General features: G+C 72.3%; 15 protein-coding genes. 11 read left to right on the top strand and 4 right to left on the bottom strand.

Going from position 1 to position 17,561, the window contains the following annotated elements:
* The first annotated feature begins 85 nt into the window (after nucleotides 1–85).
* The 5 genes from ACZ31C_RS01715 to ACZ31C_RS01695 all read left to right on the top strand — a co-directional run bounded on the left by ACZ31C_RS01715 (nucleotide 86) and on the right by ACZ31C_RS01695 (nucleotide 4,521).
* Nucleotides 86–295 (top strand): heavy-metal-associated domain-containing protein, encoded by a 210-nt coding sequence (locus ACZ31C_RS01715; protein ID WP_396741003.1) that lies wholly within the window; start codon nucleotides 86–88, stop codon nucleotides 293–295.
* A gap of 25 nt (nucleotides 296–320) precedes the next feature.
* Nucleotides 321–1,310, top strand: a complete 990-nt coding sequence (locus ACZ31C_RS01710) for a hypothetical protein (protein ID WP_465793771.1) — start codon at nucleotides 321–323, stop codon at nucleotides 1,308–1,310.
* Nucleotides 1,311–1,320: 10 nt separating this feature from the next.
* Nucleotides 1,321–3,606, top strand: coding sequence for a heavy metal translocating P-type ATPase (locus ACZ31C_RS01705; RefSeq protein ID WP_465793770.1), 2,286 nt, complete (start codon nucleotides 1,321–1,323; stop codon nucleotides 3,604–3,606).
* 41 nt (nucleotides 3,607–3,647) lie between these two features.
* Nucleotides 3,648–3,821: a CsbD family protein gene (locus ACZ31C_RS01700; protein ID WP_396692211.1), complete on the top strand. Its 174-nt coding sequence runs from the start codon at nucleotides 3,648–3,650 to the stop codon at nucleotides 3,819–3,821.
* A gap of 118 nt (nucleotides 3,822–3,939) precedes the next feature.
* Nucleotides 3,940–4,521 (top strand): sigma-70 family RNA polymerase sigma factor, encoded by a 582-nt coding sequence (locus ACZ31C_RS01695; protein ID WP_465793769.1) that lies wholly within the window; start codon nucleotides 3,940–3,942, stop codon nucleotides 4,519–4,521.
* A 36-nt stretch (nucleotides 4,522–4,557) separates the two neighbouring features.
* Here ACZ31C_RS01695 and ACZ31C_RS01690 read toward each other — a convergent pair whose 3' ends face one another.
* Entirely contained in the window at nucleotides 4,558–5,355 is a 798-nt protein-coding gene (locus tag ACZ31C_RS01690; protein WP_465793768.1) for a zf-HC2 domain-containing protein, read from the bottom strand.
* A 171-nt stretch (nucleotides 5,356–5,526) separates the two neighbouring features.
* Nucleotides 5,527–7,326 carry a glycoside hydrolase family 15 protein gene (locus tag ACZ31C_RS01685; RefSeq protein ID WP_465793767.1) on the bottom strand — a complete coding sequence of 600 codons (1,800 nt, stop codon included), beginning with the start codon at nucleotides 7,324–7,326 and terminating at the stop codon, nucleotides 5,527–5,529.
* Nucleotides 7,327–7,440: 114 nt separating this feature from the next.
* Between ACZ31C_RS01685 and ACZ31C_RS01680 the strand changes: the two genes are divergently transcribed.
* From ACZ31C_RS01680 to ACZ31C_RS01655, 6 genes are all read left to right on the top strand, one after another.
* Complete coding sequence (locus ACZ31C_RS01680) at nucleotides 7,441–8,658, top strand: D-arabinono-1,4-lactone oxidase (protein ID WP_465793766.1); 1,218 nt, start codon at nucleotides 7,441–7,443, stop codon at nucleotides 8,656–8,658.
* Nucleotides 8,658–9,035: a sensory rhodopsin transducer gene (locus ACZ31C_RS01675; RefSeq protein WP_465793765.1), complete on the top strand. Its 378-nt coding sequence runs from the start codon at nucleotides 8,658–8,660 to the stop codon at nucleotides 9,033–9,035. Before ACZ31C_RS01680 ends, ACZ31C_RS01675 begins: the two co-directional genes overlap by 1 nt.
* Nucleotides 9,036–9,117: 82 nt before the next feature.
* The gene (locus ACZ31C_RS01670) at nucleotides 9,118–9,453 is read left to right on the top strand and encodes a YnfA family protein (protein ID WP_350696092.1); all 336 of its coding nucleotides are present in this window, start codon (nucleotides 9,118–9,120) and stop codon (nucleotides 9,451–9,453) included.
* Nucleotides 9,454–9,469: 16 nt separating this feature from the next.
* Entirely contained in the window at nucleotides 9,470–10,474 is a 1,005-nt protein-coding gene (locus ACZ31C_RS01665; RefSeq protein WP_465793764.1) for a glycosyltransferase, read from the top strand.
* Between the two features lie 203 nt (nucleotides 10,475–10,677).
* Nucleotides 10,678–12,657: an ABC transporter ATP-binding protein gene (locus tag ACZ31C_RS01660; RefSeq protein ID WP_465793763.1), complete on the top strand. Its 1,980-nt coding sequence runs from the start codon at nucleotides 10,678–10,680 to the stop codon at nucleotides 12,655–12,657.
* 90 nt (nucleotides 12,658–12,747) lie between these two features.
* Entirely contained in the window at nucleotides 12,748–15,750 is a 3,003-nt protein-coding gene (locus tag ACZ31C_RS01655; RefSeq protein WP_465793762.1) for a fibronectin type III domain-containing protein, read from the top strand.
* Here the strand turns inward: ACZ31C_RS01655 and ACZ31C_RS01650 are convergent.
* Together ACZ31C_RS01650 and ACZ31C_RS01645 are read right to left on the bottom strand one after the other, a co-directional pair.
* A complete protein-coding gene (locus tag ACZ31C_RS01650) occupies nucleotides 15,743–16,177 on the bottom strand; it encodes an LPXTG cell wall anchor domain-containing protein (protein ID WP_465793761.1) in 435 nt (144 codons plus the stop codon). The genes ACZ31C_RS01655 and ACZ31C_RS01650 overlap by 8 nt on opposite strands.
* Nucleotides 16,178–16,515: 338 nt before the next feature.
* Complete coding sequence (locus ACZ31C_RS01645; RefSeq protein WP_465793760.1) at nucleotides 16,516–17,547, bottom strand: COG1470 family protein; 1,032 nt, start codon at nucleotides 17,545–17,547, stop codon at nucleotides 16,516–16,518.
* Nucleotides 17,548–17,561: the final 14 nt, after the last annotated feature.

Genomic DNA, 17,561 nt, shown 5'->3' with positions numbered 1-17,561 from the left:
GGTACGGTCACGGTTGTGGATACCCCCCGAGGGTATTCGACGAGGTGCCCGGCCGGGTGGGCGGGCCCTGGAGAGGAGAGTTGCCATGGTCACCACGGCGTACCAGGTGCAGGGCATGACCTGCGGCCACTGCGTCAGCGCGGTCAGCGCCGAGGTCGGCGCGATCCCCGGCGTCGAGGACGTCCAGGTCGACCTGGCCAGCGGCCAGGTCACCGTCACCAGCGCGCAGCCGCTGGACCCGGCCGCCGTCCGGGCCGCAGTCGACGAGGCCGGTTACGAGTTGGTCGCCGCCTGAGGCGACCGGAGACCGAGGTGTCCCGATGAACACGGCGACGAAGTTGAGCGGCTTCGCGCTCGGCCTCGCGGCGGTGTTCGCCGCCGCGTACGGAGTCGGCCAGGTGACCGGCCCGACGGCCCCGGTCACCGCGACCGGCCACGACAGCGCGACCGGCCACGGCGACGGCCCGGATCAGGGCGGGCACGACGAGAACGCCGGACATGACGACAAAGCCGGGCACGACGCGGGCGCGACCGGGCATCTGCCCGGCGGGCTCCTCGTCTCCGAGCGCGGCTACACCCTCGTGCCGGTCGAGGCCCCGGCGGGCGAGTTCGCCTTCCGGATCACCGGCCCGGACAGCCGGCCGGTGACCGGCTACGACGTGGTGCACGACAAGCCGATGCACCTGATCGTCGCCCGGCGTGACCTCTCCGGCTTTCGCCACGTGCACCCCGAGCTGACGCCGGACGGCACCTGGCGGGTCGCCACGCCGCTCACCGCGCCCGGAGTGTGGCGGGCGTTCGCCGACTTCACCCCGACCGGTGGCGAGCCGTTGACGCTCGGCGTCGACGTGACCGTCCCCGGCACGCTGACCGAGCGGCCGCTGCCCGCCCCGGCGCCCACCGCCACGGTCGACGACTACACGGTCACCCTGGACGGCACGCCGCAGCCGGGCCGCTCGTCCACGCTGACGCTGACCGTCGAGCGCGACGGCGTACCCGTCACCGACCTGGAGCCGTATCTCGGGGCGTACGGGCACCTGGTCGCGCTGCGGCAGGGTGACCTGGCGTACCTGCACGTCCACCCGGAGGGGGTGCCGGACGACGGGCGCACCGAGCCCGGACCCCGGGTGAGCTTCGCCACCGAGTTCCCGTCCGCCGGTGCCTACCGGCTCTATCTCGACTTCCGCCACGGCGGGGTGGTACGCACCGCCGAGTTCACCGTGCACGTCGGGGACCCGGTGCACGTCCCGGTCGGCCCCACCGCCGCGCCGGACGACGGGCACGGTACGCCCGGACACGGGCACGACTGAGGGACCAGCCATGACCACGAGTCGACCCCTGCCCACGGCAGCGAACCTGATCGAGTTGTCCATCGGCGGCATGACCTGCGCGTCCTGTGCCGCCCGCATCGAGAAGAAGCTGAACCGCCTGGACGGCGTGCAGGCCAGCGTCAACTACGCCACTGAGAAGGCCACCGTCTCCTACGCCGACCCGGTCACCCCGCAGGAGCTGATCGCCACGGTCGAGAAGACCGGCTACACGGCGGCGGTGCCATCACCCCGGCAGGCCACGCCGGAAGCTGCCGAGCCGGTGGACGAGCTGCGTGCGCTGCGTACCCGCCTGTGGGTTTCGGTGGTGCTCAGCGTGCCGGTGATCGCGCTGGCCATGGTGCCGGCTTGGCAGTTCACCTACTGGCAGTGGCTGTCGCTGACGCTGGCCGCCCCGGTGGTGGTCTACGGCGGACTGCCGTTCCACCGGGCCGCCCTGGTCAACCTGCGGCACGGCGCGGCGACCATGGACACCCTGGTCTCGGTGGGCACGCTCGCCGCGTTCGGCTGGTCGATCTGGGCGCTGTTCCTGGGCACCGCCGGCACGCCCGGCATGACCCACCCGTTCAGCTTCGCGATCAGCCGGACCGACGGCACCGGCCACATCTATCTGGAGGCGGCGGCCGGGGTCACCGCGTTCATCCTCGCCGGGCGGTACTTCGAGGCCCGCGCGAAGCGGACCGCGGGTGCGGCGCTGCGGGCGTTGCTGGAGCTGGGCGCCAAGGACGTCGCCGTGCTGCGCGGCGGCGTGGAGACCCGGATCCCGGTCGACGAGCTCGCGGTGGGAGACCGGTTCGTGGTGCGGCCCGGCGAGAAGATCGCCACCGACGGCACGGTGCACGAGGGCTCCTCGGCGGTCGACGTCAGCATGGTCACCGGTGAGTCGGTGCCGGTCGAGGTGGGCGTGGGCGACACCGTGGTCGGTGGCTGCGTCAACGCGGGCGGCCGGCTGGTGGTCACCGCCACCCGGGTCGGTGCCGACACCCAACTGGCCCAGATGGCGCGGCTGGTCGAGCAGGCGCAGACCGGCAAGGCCGCCGCACAGCGGCTCGCCGACCGCATCTCGGGGATCTTCGTCCCCATCGTGATCGCCCTGGCCGCCGGCACGCTGGGCTGGTGGCTGGGCTCCGGCGCCGGGCCGACGGCGGCCTTCACCGCCGCCGTGGCGGTGCTGATCATCGCCTGCCCGTGCGCCCTCGGCCTGGCCACGCCGACCGCACTGCTGGTCGGCACGGGGCGGGGTGCGGAGTTCGGCGTACTGATCAAGGGGCCGGAGGCGCTGGAGTCCACCCGGCGGGTGGAGACCGTGGTGCTGGACAAGACCGGCACCGTCACCACCGGCCGGATGACGCTGCTCGACGTCCAGCCCGGTGCGGGCGAGCAGCGGGCCGAGGTGCTGCGGCTGGCCGCCGCGCTGGAGTCCGGCTCCGAGCACCCGGTCGCCCGGGCGGTCGTGGCCGGTGCCGCCGAGCTGGGCGAGCTGCCGCCGGTCACCGGTTTCGCCAACGTCGAGGGGCTGGGCGTGACCGGTACGGTGGACGGCCGTGAGGTGCTGCTCGGGCGGACCCGGCTGCTGCGCGAGCGGGGGATGGACGTACCCGAGGACCTGATGCGGGCGGCGACCGAGGCGGAGGTGGCCGGACGTACCGCCGTGCTGGTCGGTTGGGCGGGGCGGGCGCGCGGCATGCTCGCGGTGGCCGACCAGGTCAAGCCGACCAGCTGGGAGGCGGTCCGCCGGCTGCGCGCGCTCGGCCTGACCCCGGTGCTGCTCACCGGCGACAACACCACCGTCGCTCGGGCGGTCGCCGCCGAGGTCGGCATCGACGAGGTGATCGCCGAGGTGCTGCCGACCGAGAAGGTCGCGGTGGTCGCGCGGTTGCAGGCCGAAGGTCGGGCGGTGGCGATGGTCGGCGACGGGGTCAACGACGCCGCCGCGCTCGCCCAGGCCGACCTGGGGCTGGCCATGGGCACTGGTACGGACGTGGCGATCGAGGCCTCCGACCTGACCCTGGTCCGCGACGACCTGCTGGCTGCGGTGGACGCCATCCGGCTCGCCCGCAGCACCCTCGGCACGATCAAGGGGAACCTGTTCTGGGCGTTCGCCTACAACGTGGCGGCCCTGCCGCTGGCCGCCGCTGGATTGCTCAACCCGATGATCGCCGGTGCGGCGATGGCCTTCTCCTCGGTCTTCGTGGTCGCCAACAGTCTGCGGCTGCGGCGCTTCCGACCGATTTCTTCGAACCGGGATGGTTCCGGTGCGGTTCGGCTGGGTACCTGATCCGCGTAGCAAGAGCTGAGCCGATACCCCGGGAGGCTGACATGGGCTTCGAGGACAAGTTCAACAACACCACCGAGAACACCACCGGCAAGGTGAAGGAAGGCGTCGGCCGCGCCACCGACAACGAGCAGTTGGAGGCCGAGGGTCGCGGCGACCAGATGCGCGCCAACATCAAGCAGGCGGGCGAGAAGATCAAGGACGCCTTCCGGAGCTGACCGGAGCGCGTCACACGACACCGCCGGGCCGTATGTCGGCCCGGCGGTGTCGTGTGCGTCGATGATTTTTCGGATGTCGCCGGGAACCAACCCGGGTGCCGGAGCGACCAATACGGCGATGACTGCCGTGACCGACGACATCAGCGGGTACGCGTTCGCCGCGGGGCGGGGCGACCAGGCTGCCGCCGCCGCGTTCGTGCGCGCGACGCAGCACGACGTACGGCGGTTCCTGGCCCACCTGCCCGGGGTGCGCGAGGTCGACGACCTGGTCCAGGAGACGTACCTGCGGGCCTGGCGCGCGTTGCCCTCGTTCGCCGGCCGCTCCAGTGCCCGGACCTGGCTGCTCTCCATCGCCCGACGGGTCGCCGTCGACCAGGTGCGGGCAGCCGTGTCGCGGCCCCGCACCGCCAACCTCGTCGACTGGCAGTCCGCCGCCGAGGCGACCTCGGCCGGCGTCGAGGCCGCCGTGGACGAGCAGGTGGTGCTGCGCGGGCTGCTGGACGGGCTCGTGCACGAGCGGCGGGAGGCGTTCGTCGCCACCCAACTGCTGGGGCTCTCCTACGCCGAGGCGGCCCAGGTGTGTGACGTACCGGTCGGCACGATCCGGTCCCGGGTGGCCCGCGCCCGTGAGGACCTCGTCGCGGCGATGGACACCGCGACCCCGCGTCGACGGCGGGGCCGGGACGGCACCGCCGGCTGACGCGGTGCCGTCCCGGCCCCCGTGGGGGCCGCGCGGTCAGGCAGCGCGGCGGTGGTCGCGGCCGTGCCGGGCCTGGGCCGAGTGCGGCGGCAGCAGTCGCAACGGGGCGGGCTCGTCGACCTCGTCGAGACGCAGCCGCCAGCGGGAGCGCTCGGGTCGCTGCCGGTCACTGGGGTCACCGGGTCGGCGCAGGCTGCGGGCCAGCAACACGGTGATCAGGTAGCCGACCACCAGGAACCCGTGGCTGACCAGCCGTTCCACGGCGACCTGCGAGGCGACCAGGTCGTTGACCGAGAGCAGGACCAGGGTGGCCACGAAGGCGCTGAGCATCGGCAGCAGCCCGGACGGTGCGGTCCGGCGCAACGCGACGAAGAGGAACCCGGCGCCGACCGCCACGTTCCAGGCGGCGGACTCGTGCCACAGGTGCTGGCCGGTGGCGTGCACGTGCTCGGCCACCTCGGCCCGGCCGATCTGCGCCAGCCCGAGCACCAGTTGCACCGCGCCCAGCAGACCCAGCGACACCCGCAGCGCGGTGATCGTCCGGGCACGTCCGGCCAGCGACGTGAACAGGTCACCACGCGGCGTGACGGCGGCGAGCCGGACGCGCCAACCCCGGCGCGGCGGCGGTGCGGCGGCGAGGATCGTCGCGGTCAGGTCCGGCAAAGCGGACACCACCTGGGTACGCGCTCGCCGGGTCACCGTCGCCGCCGTGTTCAGCCACCGGCGGCAGCCGGCGCACCTGTTCAGGTGCAGGTCCACCCCGCGTTGCTCATCCGCTGTCGCCTCGCCGTCCAACTGCGCCGAGAGAATCTCCCGCCACTGCTCACACCCCATGTATTCGTAGTCGCTCCCGGACCCGGCATGGTTCCCGCCGGAACGGAAAGCGCCGAGGTCAGGGCTCCGACACGGCCGCGGCTCCGGCTCCGGCGGCGGTTAGGAGGGGTCCCCTGCTATGCACGAGGCGTTAGCAGGGGACCCCTCCTTACATGCCGGGCCGCCTACGGGTCAGGAGCCGCCCCGGGCGGCCCAGGCGTGCAGGGCGTCCCGGTCACCGGCCTCGTCGAGGTTGATCGCCGCCTCGATCAGGGCCAGGTGGGTGAACGCCTGCGGGTAGTTGCCCAGCGCCGTCCCGTCGGGGTCGAGCTGTTCGGCGTACAGGCCGAGCGGGCCCGCGTAATTGAGGAGCTGGTCGAACGCCTTGCGTGCCTCGTCCCGCCGGCCGGCCAGCACCAGCGCCGAGACCAGCTCGAACGAGCAGAGCAGGAACGCGCCCTCCTCGCCGGGCAGCCCGTCGTCGGCACGGTAGCGGCGCACCAGGGCGGGGCCGACCTCCAGCTCCTGCCGGATCCGGTCGATGGTGGACTGCATCCGGGGGTCGTCGCCGGGCAGGAAACCGACCAGCGGGATGCGCAGCAGGGAGGCGTCCAGCTCGGTGGAGCCGTACGCCATCACGAAGCTGCCGACCTCCGGGTCGTAGCCGCGTTCGAGCACCTCGGCGTGGACCGCGTCGCGAGCCGTGCGCCAGTGTTCGACGTCCGCCGTCCGGTCGTCGAGCAGCTCGGCCAGCCGGATGCCCCGGTCCAGGCAGACCCAGGTCATCACCTTCGCGTTGACGTAGTGCTGGCGCGGTCCACGGATCTCCCAGATGCCGTGGTCCGGCTCGGTCCACCGGTCGGCCATCACCTCGACGTGCTTGCGCAGCAACTCCCACTGCTCCCGGGTCAGCTCGCCGGTCAGCTCGTGGTACACCAGCGCGGCGTCCAGGATGTGCCCGTACGTGTCGAACTGCACCTGCTCGACGGCCTCGTTGCCGACCCGGACCGGCCGGGAGCCGGCGTACCCCTCCAGGTGTTCCAGCTCGCGTTCCTCGTCGATGTGCCCGTGGATGCCGATCAGCGGGGTGAGCAGGTCGCCGGTGCAGACGGAGATCAGGAAGTGCAGGTAGCGCCGACCCTCCTCGGCGTGCCCGAGGCGGAACAACGCGAGCAGCAGCAGCGCCGAGTCCCGGTGCCAGGCGTACCGGTAGTCCCAGTTGCGTACCCCGCCGATGTGCTCCGGCAGGCTGGTGGTCGGCGCGGCGATCAACGCGCCGGTCTCGTCGAACGCGAGCCCGCGCAGCACCAGCGCGCTGTGCCGCACCTCGTCCGCGCCGAAGCCGGCGTAGTCGCTGCGGGTGGACCAGTCCTGCCAGGTCCGGCAGGTACGCGCCAGCATCTCGTCGGCGTCGACGTCCCGGGTGGCGTCCTCGTCGTAGCCGACCAGCACGGCCGCCTGTTGACCGGCGGAGAGCTCCGCCTCGATCCGCAGCACCCCGTCGCCGTGCTCGGCCGGCAGGTCGGTGTCGACCCAGAGCGGGGTGCCGGCGGCCCGCCAGCGCCCGTCGACGTGCTCCCAGGTGGTGTCCCGGGCGCCGTGGTCGGGTCGGGGCCGGATCCGCAGAGCCAACCGGACCGTACCCTCCTCCACCCTCACCCGGCGTACCAGCACCTTGTCCGCGCGCAGCGGTTGGGCGGCGTCCCCCGGCGCCACCGCGAGGAAGTCCTTGACGACCGCCACCCCGTCGGGCGTCGACCACCGGCTCTCCAGCACCAGCGTGTCGGGCAGGTACCGCCGGGTCGGGGTGTCACAGCCGGCCACGGAGAGGTCGAGCGCACCGCCGACCTCGCGATCCAACAGGCGGGCGAAGACGGCGTCACCGGCGAAGTGCGGCACGCAGAACCACTCGACCGCGCCGTCGGCGGCGACCAGCGCGGCGGTGTGGGTGTCGGAGAGAAAGGCGTACGAGTCGATCGGGGGATAGGTCATCGCAGCTCCGGAAGGACGTGATTGCCGAAATGCTCGTTGCAGTACGGGTTTGAAGCATGAATACCCAGCTCGCGGCCGGGTAAGCGTCTTGTTCGTCACCGAGAAGAGGTCGTGATGCCCCGTCCGTTCGTGAACTGGTCCGGCAGCCTCTCCTTCACCCCTGGTGGCAACGCCGAGCCGGCCGACGAGGACGAGGTCCGCGAGCTGGTGTTGCGGGCCCGCGAGTCCGGCACCCACCTGCGTCCGGTCGGCTCGGGGCACTCGTCGAGTCCGCTGGTCCGCACCAACGGGACGCTGGTCAGCCTGGATCGGCTCACCGGGGTCGTCCACCAGGACGGTGACCAGTTCACGGTCTGGGGCGGCACCCGGTTGAAGGCGCTCGGTGAGAGCCTCTATGACGCCGGTCTGGCGATGGAGAACCTCGGCGACGTCGACTACCAGTCGATCGCGGGTGCCACCGCCACCGGTACGCACGGCACCGGCGTCCGGTTCGGCAACCTCTCCACTCAGGTCGCCGGGGTGCGGCTGGTGACCGGCACCGGCGAGACGCTGGACATCTCGCCGAACAGCAACGCCGACCTGCTGCCCGCCGCGCGGCTCTCGCTCGGTGCCCTGGGCGTGGTCACCAAGATCACCATTGACGCGCAGCCCCGCTACGAGCTGCGCCGGCGGGCCTGGTGCGCGCCGGTCGACTGGACCCTGGACCACCTGGCCGAGTTGCAGCACACCAACCGCAACATGGACTTCTACTGGTACCCGCGCAGCGACCTGACCCAGATCCGCACCATGAACCGCGCCGACGACCTGCCCGAGGGGCAGATGTGGGTGGCCCGCCAGGCGTTGGAGTCGACGCCGTGGACCGAGCCCCGCGAGTTGGAGATCGGCCCGACCCACCGGACCATCCCGCAGGACCGGGACCTGCGCTTCGAGGAGATCGAGTACATGCTGCCGGCCGAGGCGTTCACGGCCTGCTTCACCGAGGTCCGCAAGCGCATCCTGAACCGGCACCGGCGCATCGTGGGGTGGCGGGTGCTGGTGCGGACCATCGCCGCCGACGACATCTGGCTCAGCAACGCGTACGACCGTCCGACCACCACCATCGCCTGCCTGCAGAACACCTCGCTGCCGTACGAGGAGTACTTCCGCGACATGGAGGCGATCTTCCGGCAGTACGGTGGCCGACCGCACTGGGGTAAGAAACACTGGCTGACCGCACAGGAACTGCGCCCGCTCTTCCCGCACTGGGACGACTTCCGCCAGGCGCGGCGCCGCCTCGACCCGGACGGGGTGTTCCTCACCCCCGATCTGGCCCGACTGCTCGAGGAGGCGTGATGGGACAGCTCGGCGGACTCGTCTGGGTGGTGCCGGGCGGGCACATCCCGCTCGGCAGCAACGGATCGGAACCGGAGTTCACCAGCTTCGACAAGATCTGCGTACTCAACACCTCCGACGCCGATGCCCGGCTCACGCTCACCTTCTACTACGAGGACGCCGAGCCGGTCGGGCCGTACCGCTTCGTCGTCGGCGCCCGACGGATCCGGCACGTACGCGTCAACGACCTGATCGATCCGGAGGCCGTCCGCCTGGACCGCCCGTACGGCTGCGTGGTGCACTCCGCGGTGCCGGTGGTGGTGCAGTTCCTGCGGCAGGACTCCCGGCTGCCGGGCACCGTCACGCTCACCGGCACCATGGCCCATCCGGCCGGGTAGGCCGGGATGTAAGGAAGGGACCCGTACTAACGCCTGGTGCATAGCAGGGGTCCCCTGCTTACATCCGGGTAGGGTGCGGGCCGTGACCGTGCTGCGTTCCGTGCTGCTGTTCGTGCTCGCCGCCGTCGCCGAGATCGGCGGGGCGTGGTTGGTGTGGCAGGGCTGGCGGGAGCACCGTGGACTGTGGTTCGTCGCCGCCGGGGTGCTCGCCCTCGGTGCGTACGGGTTCGTGGCCACCTTCCAGCCGGACCCGAACTTCGGGCGCATCCTGGCCGCGTACGGCGGGGTGTTCGTCGCCGGTTCGCTGGCCTGGGGAATGATCTTCGACGGGTTCCGGCCGGACCGCTGGGACGTCACCGGCGCGGCGATCTGCCTGCTCGGCGTGGCCGTGATCATGTACGCCCCACGCGGTGCCTGACGGGTAGGAGACCTCGATGCGTCTGATCTTCGCCAGCCTGGCCTCGGTCGGTCACGCCTATCCGATGATCCCGCTGGCCGTCGCCGCCCGACAGGCCGGGCACGAGGTGCACTTCGCCGCCGGGGAGGCGGTGCATGCCCCGCTGGCCGCGAACGGGCTGCGGCCGTTCCGTCCCGCCGACACGTTCTACGAGATGTACGCCGAGGACCTGGCACCGGATCTGGAGCGGTTGGCCCCGGACCTGGTGGTGCACGGTTGGGGCGTACCCGGAGCGGCTGTCGCCGCCGCGCAGGCCGGCGTCCCCGGACTCTGGCACGGCTTCGGCCGGATGTTCCCGCCACACATCGGCCTGGAGTCGCCGACCGCGATCGCTGCCGCACCCGGACGGCCGCACCTGGACATCTGCCCACCGTCGTTGCAGGACGCGACGTTCGCCGCGACGGCCGAGCGGATCGCGCTGCGGCCGGTCCCGTTCTCGGCACCTGGGCCGATGCCGACCGGGGACGACGACAGGTCTGGGCCGCTGGTCTATCTGACCTTCGGGACCGCCTTCGGCTCCGCTGACCTGGTGACCACCACCGTCGCGGGGCTGGCCCGGCTGGGGACCCGGGTGGTGGTGGCCGCCGGGCGGGTGCCGGTGGAGGAGATCGGCGTCGTACCGGCCGACGTGGTCGTGCGGGAGTGGGTGCCGCAGGCGGAGGTGCTGCCCCGGGCGGACCTGGTGGTGCACCACGGCGGCAGCGGCACCACGCTCGGTGCGCTCGCCGCCGGTCTGCCGCAACTGATCCTTCCGCAGGGCGCCGACCAGTTCGCCAACGCCGACGCCGTGGTGGCCGCCGGTGCGGGGCTGCGGTTGCGGCCGGACGAGGTCACCGCCGAGGCGGTCGCCGAGCACGCCGCGCGCCTGCTGCCGCGTCGGTCGGAACACCGCGACGCGGCGTCCGCGCTGGCTCGGGAGATCGCCGCGATGCCCGGGCCGGACGAGGTGGCCCGTCGGCTCCCGGAGTACGCCGGGTCCTGACGCGATCGCGCGTCGCGTTGCCGATCCCGGACGCCGCATCGGTCGACATCGTGGGTCGGCACGCCGACAGGGGCTGGACCGACGACACCTCCGCAGTGACTATAGGTAGCGGTCCGAACGCCTTCAGCGATGAAGTCGGTGGCCATCGTCCGGTGTGCCTGACACCGGCGTCGCGCCGTCCACCCGTCCCAGGAGGTACGCCCATGGCCGTCACCCCGACCCGACGTCGTGTCCACGCCCCGCGCTCAGAGCCGGTGACCGTCGAGTCGGTGCTGCCCGAGCTGCGGTCGACGTGGTGGGAGAGCGGGATGCGAGCCCGGACGGAGGCCGGTCTGTTCGCCGTCTTCGCCGAACTTCCCACGCTGGTCTGGGCGGCGCTGCGGATCAGTTGGCGGGCCGACCGGGTGCGTACCTCGGTGGTGGCCGTGGCGACGGTCGGCGCGGGGGTGATGTCGGCGTTCGGGCTGCTGGCGACGCAGCGGGTGCTGGTGGAGCTGTTCGCCGGTGGGCCGACTGGGGACAAGGTGGTGGCGGCGCTTCCCGCGCTGGTGGTGCTGGCGGCGGCGACCGCAGTGCGGTCCGGCATGGCGATCGCCACCGGGTACGCGTTGAACGGACTGACGCCCCGGGTCAGCCGGGAGGTGGAGCGGGGCCTGTTCGAGGTGACCACGGCGGTGCGGTTGGAGGCGTTCGACGCGGACGCGTTCGCCGACGACATGGAGCGGGCGTCGAGGGGCACCGATTCGGCGGTGAGTCTGGTGCCGGCCTCGATGAACCTGCTCGCCGGGTTGGTCGGCGTGGTGGCGGTGGCGGTGGCCGTGGTGGTGGTCCACCCGCTGTTGCTGCTGGCGTTGCTGGTCGCCACCGTGCCGAACGCCTGGGCGTCGCTGCGCGCCGGACACCTGCACTATCGGACCTACATCGCCGGCTCGGTGCGGCGACGGCGGATGGGATTGCTGCACCGGTTGATGGCCGAGCGGGACTCGGCACCGGAGCTGCGCTCGTACGGGTTGCGCCGGTTCCTGCTCGACCAGCACGACCGGGTGATGGCGGTGGAGACCGACATCCAGCTCGCGTTGGCCCGCCGGGTCACCACGACCACCACGGTGGGGTCGCTCATCGGCGGTGTCGCCACCGGCCTGGTCTATGTCCTGCTCGGCCTGTTGCTCATCGACGGGCAGATCCCGCTCGCCGCTGCGGCGACCTGTGTGATCGCGGTGCAGGCGGCGCAGCGTTCGCTCTCGGTGGTCACCTTCCAGATGGACCGGGTCTACACCGAGGGCCAGCACTTCCGCGACTACACCGGCTTCATGACCCGAGCCGCCGGGTACCTGCCGGAGGCGGTGGACGCCGTGCCGCCGGAGCGGTTGCGGGAGTTGACCGTCGACGGGGTGAGCCTGCGGTACCCCGACCGGGACGACCTGGCCGTCGACCGGGTGACGCTGACCGTCCAGGCGGGGCAGACCGTGGCGTTCGTCGGGGAGAACGGTTCCGGCAAGAGCACCCTCGCCGCGATGATCGCCTCCCTGCGTACCCCTACCGAGGGGGCGATCCGGTGGAACGGGCGGGCCCTGACCGAGCTGGACCGCAACGGGCTGCGGGACCGCATCGCGGTGGTCACGCAGGAGTACCACAAGTGGCCGTTCACCGCCGCCACGAACATCGCGATCGGTGACATCGAGGGCGAGGTGCGGCAGGACCGGATCGAGGCGGCGGCGGCCCGCGCGGTCGCGGACGAGATGATCCGCGAGTTGCCGTACGGGTATGAGACGCTGCTCGACCGGACCTTCGCCAACGGGCAGGACCTCTCCGGTGGCCAGTGGCAGCGGATCACCGCCGCCCGTGGTTTTCTCCGCGACGCGGAGTTGCTGGTGATGGACGAGCCCTCCTCGGCGCTCGACCCGAGGGCGGAGGACGCGTTGTTCCAGGCGATCCGTGACCGGCAGGGGCGGGCGACCACGATCCTCATCACGCACCGCCTGGCCAACGTCCGGCACGCCGACCGGATCTTCGTGCTGCATCACGGTCGCCTGGTCGAGGCCGGTACCCACGACGAACTGATGGCCGCCGCCGGCCGCTACGCCGACCTGTTCACCCTCCAGGCGGCCGGGTACGCCCCGGTCGACCGCGTGCCGGCCTCGCGACCGCGTGCCGCGTCGGCCCCGGACAGTGCCGACGCCTGACACCCGAATGTCTGGTTTAGCCACCTTTGTCCTTTAAGGCACCGTAGGGTCCTTGTGAGGTTGGCGAGGTGGATGAGTCCGGAGGGGTGCATGTCGTTCGCGCGCTGGGGACATCCGACGGTCGCCACGGCGATGACGGTCGCGCTGACCATGGGACTGCTGGTCGCCGTACCCGGCCCGGCGGCGGCGGACGGCACCGTGCTGTTCGACCAGCCCTTCCGCAACAACACCGCGAACGGCATCGGCGCGGTGGCGGTGCCGGGTGTGCCCTCGGGCACCAGCAGCAACAGCGCCTGCCTCAGCGCGTCCGGCAACACCACCACCGGTCCGCTGCTGAGCTGCCCGACCAGCACCGACCCGCAGGGCAGCGGCAAGCTCCGGCTGACACCGGCGTCGTTGACCCGGCAGGGCGGCGTGTTCGGCGCGGTGAGCGTGCCGACATCGCAGGGACTGCACGTCACCTTCAACTCCTACCAGTACGGCGGTACGAGCACCGGGGCCGACGGCCTGGCCCTCGTACTCGCCGCCGTCGACCCGGCGGACCCGCGCTCGCCGTCGATCATCGGTCAGCCGGGCGGGTCGCTCGGCTACTCGGCCGCCTTCAACGGCGGATCGGTCGGCCTCTCCAACGGCTACATGGGCATCGGATTCGACGTCTTCGGCAACTACAGCAACAGCGTCTACCAGGGCACCGGCTGCACCAACCCGGCGTACATCTCCACCACCGGTGGGCGGGTGCCGGGCCAGGTGGTGATCCGTGGACCAGGGCGCAACGGCGTGGGCTACTGCGCGGTCAACAGCACCGCCACCAGCACCTCGTCGTCGGCTCTCGCGTTGCGGGCGAGCACCCGCGCGGCCTCCGTGGTGCCGGTCGAGGTGATCGTCAACACCACCGGGTCGACGTACACCACCAGCACCGGGATCACCGTTCCCGCCGGTCAGTACGCGGTCCGGTTCACTCCGGTCGGCGGTGCGGCCCGGACCCTGTCCGGCGCGTTGCCGGTGGTGCCGTCGAGCCTGTACCCGTCGCCGAACTGGCTGAACGCCAACGGCTTCCCCCGGCAACTCGCCTTCGGCTGGGTCGGTTCCACCGGTGCGGTCACCGACTTCCACGAGATCGACAACGCCCGCGCGGTCAGCTTCAACCAGGTGCCCGACCTGACCGTGACGCAGACCAGTTCGGTCGGCTCCAGCCCGCAGCCCGGTGACCCGGTCACGTACACGATCACTCCCCGGGTGGAGAGTGGCACCAGCGAACCGGCGCCGATCCTGGTCACCCAGACCGCGCCGACCGGCGTGGTGCCGCGCGGCGCGTACGGCACGGGATGGTCCTGTGGCACGCCCTCCGGGCAGAGCATCACCTGCACGAACTCCAACGTGCCGTTCCCCGGCGGCAGCAACCTGTCGCCGATCACCGTGGTCGCCACCGTGACCGGGACCTCGGTGACACCGACGTTGATCCAGACCGGAACGGTGGCCACCGCGTCGTCGATCGACGCGAGCCCCGGCTACACCTCGACCACCACCGCGGTCACCCCGCTGGCCGCGCCGACCGGCCTCACCGTCACCCCGGCGATCAGCCCCATCGCGGGCGGCGTCGCGGTCACCGTACGCGGCAGCAACCTCGCCGGCGCCACCGCGATCACCATCGGCACCGCCGACGAGCAGCGCACCGGCGCCTCGGTGGTGCTGCTGCCCTGCACCTCCGGCCCGGCCGTCGGCTGCTTCACCACCAACAGCGACGGCAGTCTGGCGATCTCCTCGCTGCCGGCCCGCAGCAGCGCCGCACCGGTGACCATCTCCGTGGTCACCCGAGGGGCCGCCGGTGCGGTCACCTTCGTCTACGCCTCCGCGCCGGCCACCCCGGCCACGCCCACAGCGGTCGCCGGCATCACCAGCGCCACCGTGTCGTGGGTCGCCCCGGCTGACAACGGCAGCCCGATCACCGGGTACGTGCTCACCCCGACCCGGGACGGCGTGACGCAGCCGACGATCACCTTCGACGCCTCCACCACCACCCGTACGCTGACCGGGCTGACCGCCTCGGCCCAGTACACCTTCCGGGTCGCGGCGATCAACGCCTACGGCACCGGTACGCCCAGCGCACCGTCGGCGCCGGTGGTGCCGTACACGCTGCCCGGCGCGCCCACCATCACCTCGGTCGCCGCCGGCACCAACGCCGCCGCGATCACCTGGAACGCGCCCTCCAACGGCGGTGCGGAGATCACCGGCTACCGCCTGACCCCGTACGTCGGTGGGGTGGCCCAGACACCGGTCACCCTGCCGGCGTCGCCGACCTCGCGGACCGTGACCGGGCTGACCGCCGGCACCACGTACACCTTCCGGATCGCCGCGATCAACGCCGCCGGCACCGGCCCCGACTCGGCGCAGTCCGCAGCGGTGACGGTCAACGCCTCGCCGACCCTCACCTTCCCGGCCCCGCCGAGCGGCAGGGTGTCCGAGCCGTACTCGCAGCAGTTGACCGTGAACGGCGGTACCGCGCCGTTCACCTGGTCGGTGAGCAGCGGCTCGCTGCCGCCCGGGCTGACGCTCGCCCCCGCCACCGGGCTGCTCTCCGGTACGCCGACCCAGGCGGGCACGTTCTCCTTCACGGTCCGGGTCACCGACTCGTACGACCAGTCCGCCACCCGCCCGGTGAGCCTGGTCATTGTCGCGCTGGCCGGGTTGCGGATCAGCGTCCCGTCCGCCGCGTCGATCGGCCGGGGCGTCCCCGGTGCCTCGCTGGCGAACCGGCTCGGCCTGGTCACGGTCGTCGACGACCGGGGACCGAGCGCCGGCTCCTGGACGGCGACGGTGTCGGTGACCGCCTTCACCACGGGATCCGGTACACCAGGGGAGACGATCCCGCGCTCCGCCGTCCGGTACGCGTCGGGCACTGCGGTGAGCACCACCGGCCTCGGCGTCTTCCTGCCGCAGCCCGGTGCGGTGCTGGACGTGCCGCGTACCGCCGCGGCCTGGTCCGGCGTGACCGGCGCCAACTCGGCGAGCTGGAATCCCACCCTGTCGGTGACGCTCCCGACGAGCGCGGTGACCGGCGGCTACCGCGCCACCGTGACCCACTCGGTCATCTGACCCGCCGCCGCCCGAGGACGCCGAGCACCCCTCCGGCGACGATCAACACGGCGGCCAGGGCCAGCAGCGGTCCCGGGCCGGAGTCCGACCCGGTGACCGGCAACGGCTGCCGCGTCGGGTGCGGCGTCGGCTGCCAGGTCGGATGCGGTGGCTCGGTCGGGTGCGGCGTGGGCTGTCCGGTCGGGTGCGGTGTCGGCTGTGGGTCCGGCGTCGGGCTTCCGGTCGGCGACGGCAGCACCTCGAAGTAGACGCCGGTCGAGCCGGGCGGCGGGGTGGCGGCCGAAGCCCCTGCCGCAGCGGCCGGCGTGGCTCGTCCCGCCACGGCCGACGACGCCGGCGCGAGAGTGAGCACGCCGATCGCGACCAGGCCCGCGACGACCGTTCGGCCGGGCCGTGTCGAGCGTGCAGTGCGGCCCCGGACCATCATCACGACCTCCCTGCGGCGTACGCCCCAGGCGACGGCCCGAGCACGTACATCGTCGGCAAATGTGAGTCTGATCCTATATGACCGTTTGTGGAGTATTCTCGGTTTCCTGACGGTGGCACGACGAGGCCCGGCCGTCCGATCGGACGGCCGGGCCTCGTCGCCGCGCCGCTGCCGCTGCCGCGCCGCGCCGATCATGGAATTGTGGCCCTCATATAAGTAGCGAAAGCTGACAAACCAAGAGCCGCAACTCCATGATCGACGGCCACAACTCCATGATCGCGGAGGGCCCGGCGGGCTCGTGCCGGGTCGGGTGGCGGGGCGGCTGGGGTGGCGGGTGGTCAGCCGAACGGGCCTACCTGGCGGGTCGGGACCGCGAGGGCTCGGCGGCGGCGGGATACGTGCCAGGCGCCGAGTGCGCCGACGGCGGCCACCGCGACCAGCGTGCCGAGCGTGTAGGGCAGCCAGGCGGACGAACTGTCCATCGTGGCGCGGGTGCCGACCGGCAGGGTGATCCGCCCGTCGGCGGTACGTTCCACCACGCCGCTGACCAGCGCCAGCCGTGCGTTCCAGACCCCGGCCGGCAGGGACTCGTTCACCTCGATACGGACCTGTCCGCTCTGTCCGGGCAGGATGGTCACCCCGTTGGTCACCTTGAACGGCCCCGCCCGGATCGACTCCTTGGTCAGGCGAAGTGTGCCGGTCATGTCCAACGCCCGACCGCCGGTGTTGGTCACCCGCGCGGTCACCACCGGGAACTCGCCGGTGCCGGACTCGGCGGCCACCTCGCCGATGCGGAAGTCGGTCGGCGGTTCGCCGCCCGGGCCGACGTCGAGATAGAGCCGGATGCCCACCCGGTGCACCTGGATGACGTTGTCGCCCTGTCGCGGTTCGCTGGAGACCTGCGCCCAGATGGCCGCGTACCGCTCGCCCTTGGACGCGGTCCGGGGCACCTCGACGTCGACCTCGACCGGCGCGCGTTCGCCCGGAGCGAGGTCGAGAACGGTTGCGCCGAGGCTGATCCAGTCGCTGAGCTCGTTGCTCTCGCGTCCCTCCGGGACGGCGAAGGCGTTGTTCTCGATGGCTGCGGCCCCGGCGTACAGCTCGATCTGCTGTCGCTCGGGCGAGTCGTTGCTGACCTCGACCCGGCGGCTGATCGTGGCGCCGGGCTTCAGGTGGTCGATGATGTAGACCCTGGCCCGGGGGTCCTCGGCCCGCTTGGCGGGGATGTCCATCAGGCGGATGCCGATGCCGTCCCGCGACGCGGCCTGTACGTGCTGCGGCACGGCGATGGCCTGTACGTGCTCCTGCGCGGCAACGGCCGGAGCCGCCGGCACTCCGAGCGCCACGAGGGTGACGGAGACCAGCGGCACCAGCCGGCCGAGGA

Source organism: Micromonospora sp. NPDC023869 (genome assembly GCF_055559695.1).
This window is presented reverse-complemented; position numbering and strand designations above follow the sequence as displayed.

Coding starts and splice junctions, on each gene's coding strand:
- ACZ31C_RS01690 (WP_465793768.1), bottom strand. CDS start 5,355: ATGGGGTGTGAGCAGTGGCGGGAGATTCTCTCGGCGCAGTTGGACGGC.
- ACZ31C_RS01685 (WP_465793767.1), bottom strand. CDS start 7,326: ATGACCTATCCCCCGATCGACTCGTACGCCTTTCTCTCCGACACCCAC.
- ACZ31C_RS01650 (WP_465793761.1), bottom strand. CDS start 16,177: ATGATGGTCCGGGGCCGCACTGCACGCTCGACACGGCCCGGCCGAACG.
- ACZ31C_RS01655 (WP_465793762.1), top strand. CDS start 12,748: ATGTCGTTCGCGCGCTGGGGACATCCGACGGTCGCCACGGCGATGACG.
- ACZ31C_RS01660 (WP_465793763.1), top strand. CDS start 10,678: ATGGCCGTCACCCCGACCCGACGTCGTGTCCACGCCCCGCGCTCAGAG.
- ACZ31C_RS01705 (WP_465793770.1), top strand. CDS start 1,321: ATGACCACGAGTCGACCCCTGCCCACGGCAGCGAACCTGATCGAGTTG.
- ACZ31C_RS01715 (WP_396741003.1), top strand. CDS start 86: ATGGTCACCACGGCGTACCAGGTGCAGGGCATGACCTGCGGCCACTGC.
- ACZ31C_RS01675 (WP_465793765.1), top strand. CDS start 8,658: ATGGGACAGCTCGGCGGACTCGTCTGGGTGGTGCCGGGCGGGCACATC.
- ACZ31C_RS01665 (WP_465793764.1), top strand. CDS start 9,470: ATGCGTCTGATCTTCGCCAGCCTGGCCTCGGTCGGTCACGCCTATCCG.
- ACZ31C_RS01695 (WP_465793769.1), top strand. CDS start 3,940: ATGACTGCCGTGACCGACGACATCAGCGGGTACGCGTTCGCCGCGGGG.
- ACZ31C_RS01710 (WP_465793771.1), top strand. CDS start 321: ATGAACACGGCGACGAAGTTGAGCGGCTTCGCGCTCGGCCTCGCGGCG.
- ACZ31C_RS01680 (WP_465793766.1), top strand. CDS start 7,441: ATGCCCCGTCCGTTCGTGAACTGGTCCGGCAGCCTCTCCTTCACCCCT.
- ACZ31C_RS01700 (WP_396692211.1), top strand. CDS start 3,648: ATGGGCTTCGAGGACAAGTTCAACAACACCACCGAGAACACCACCGGC.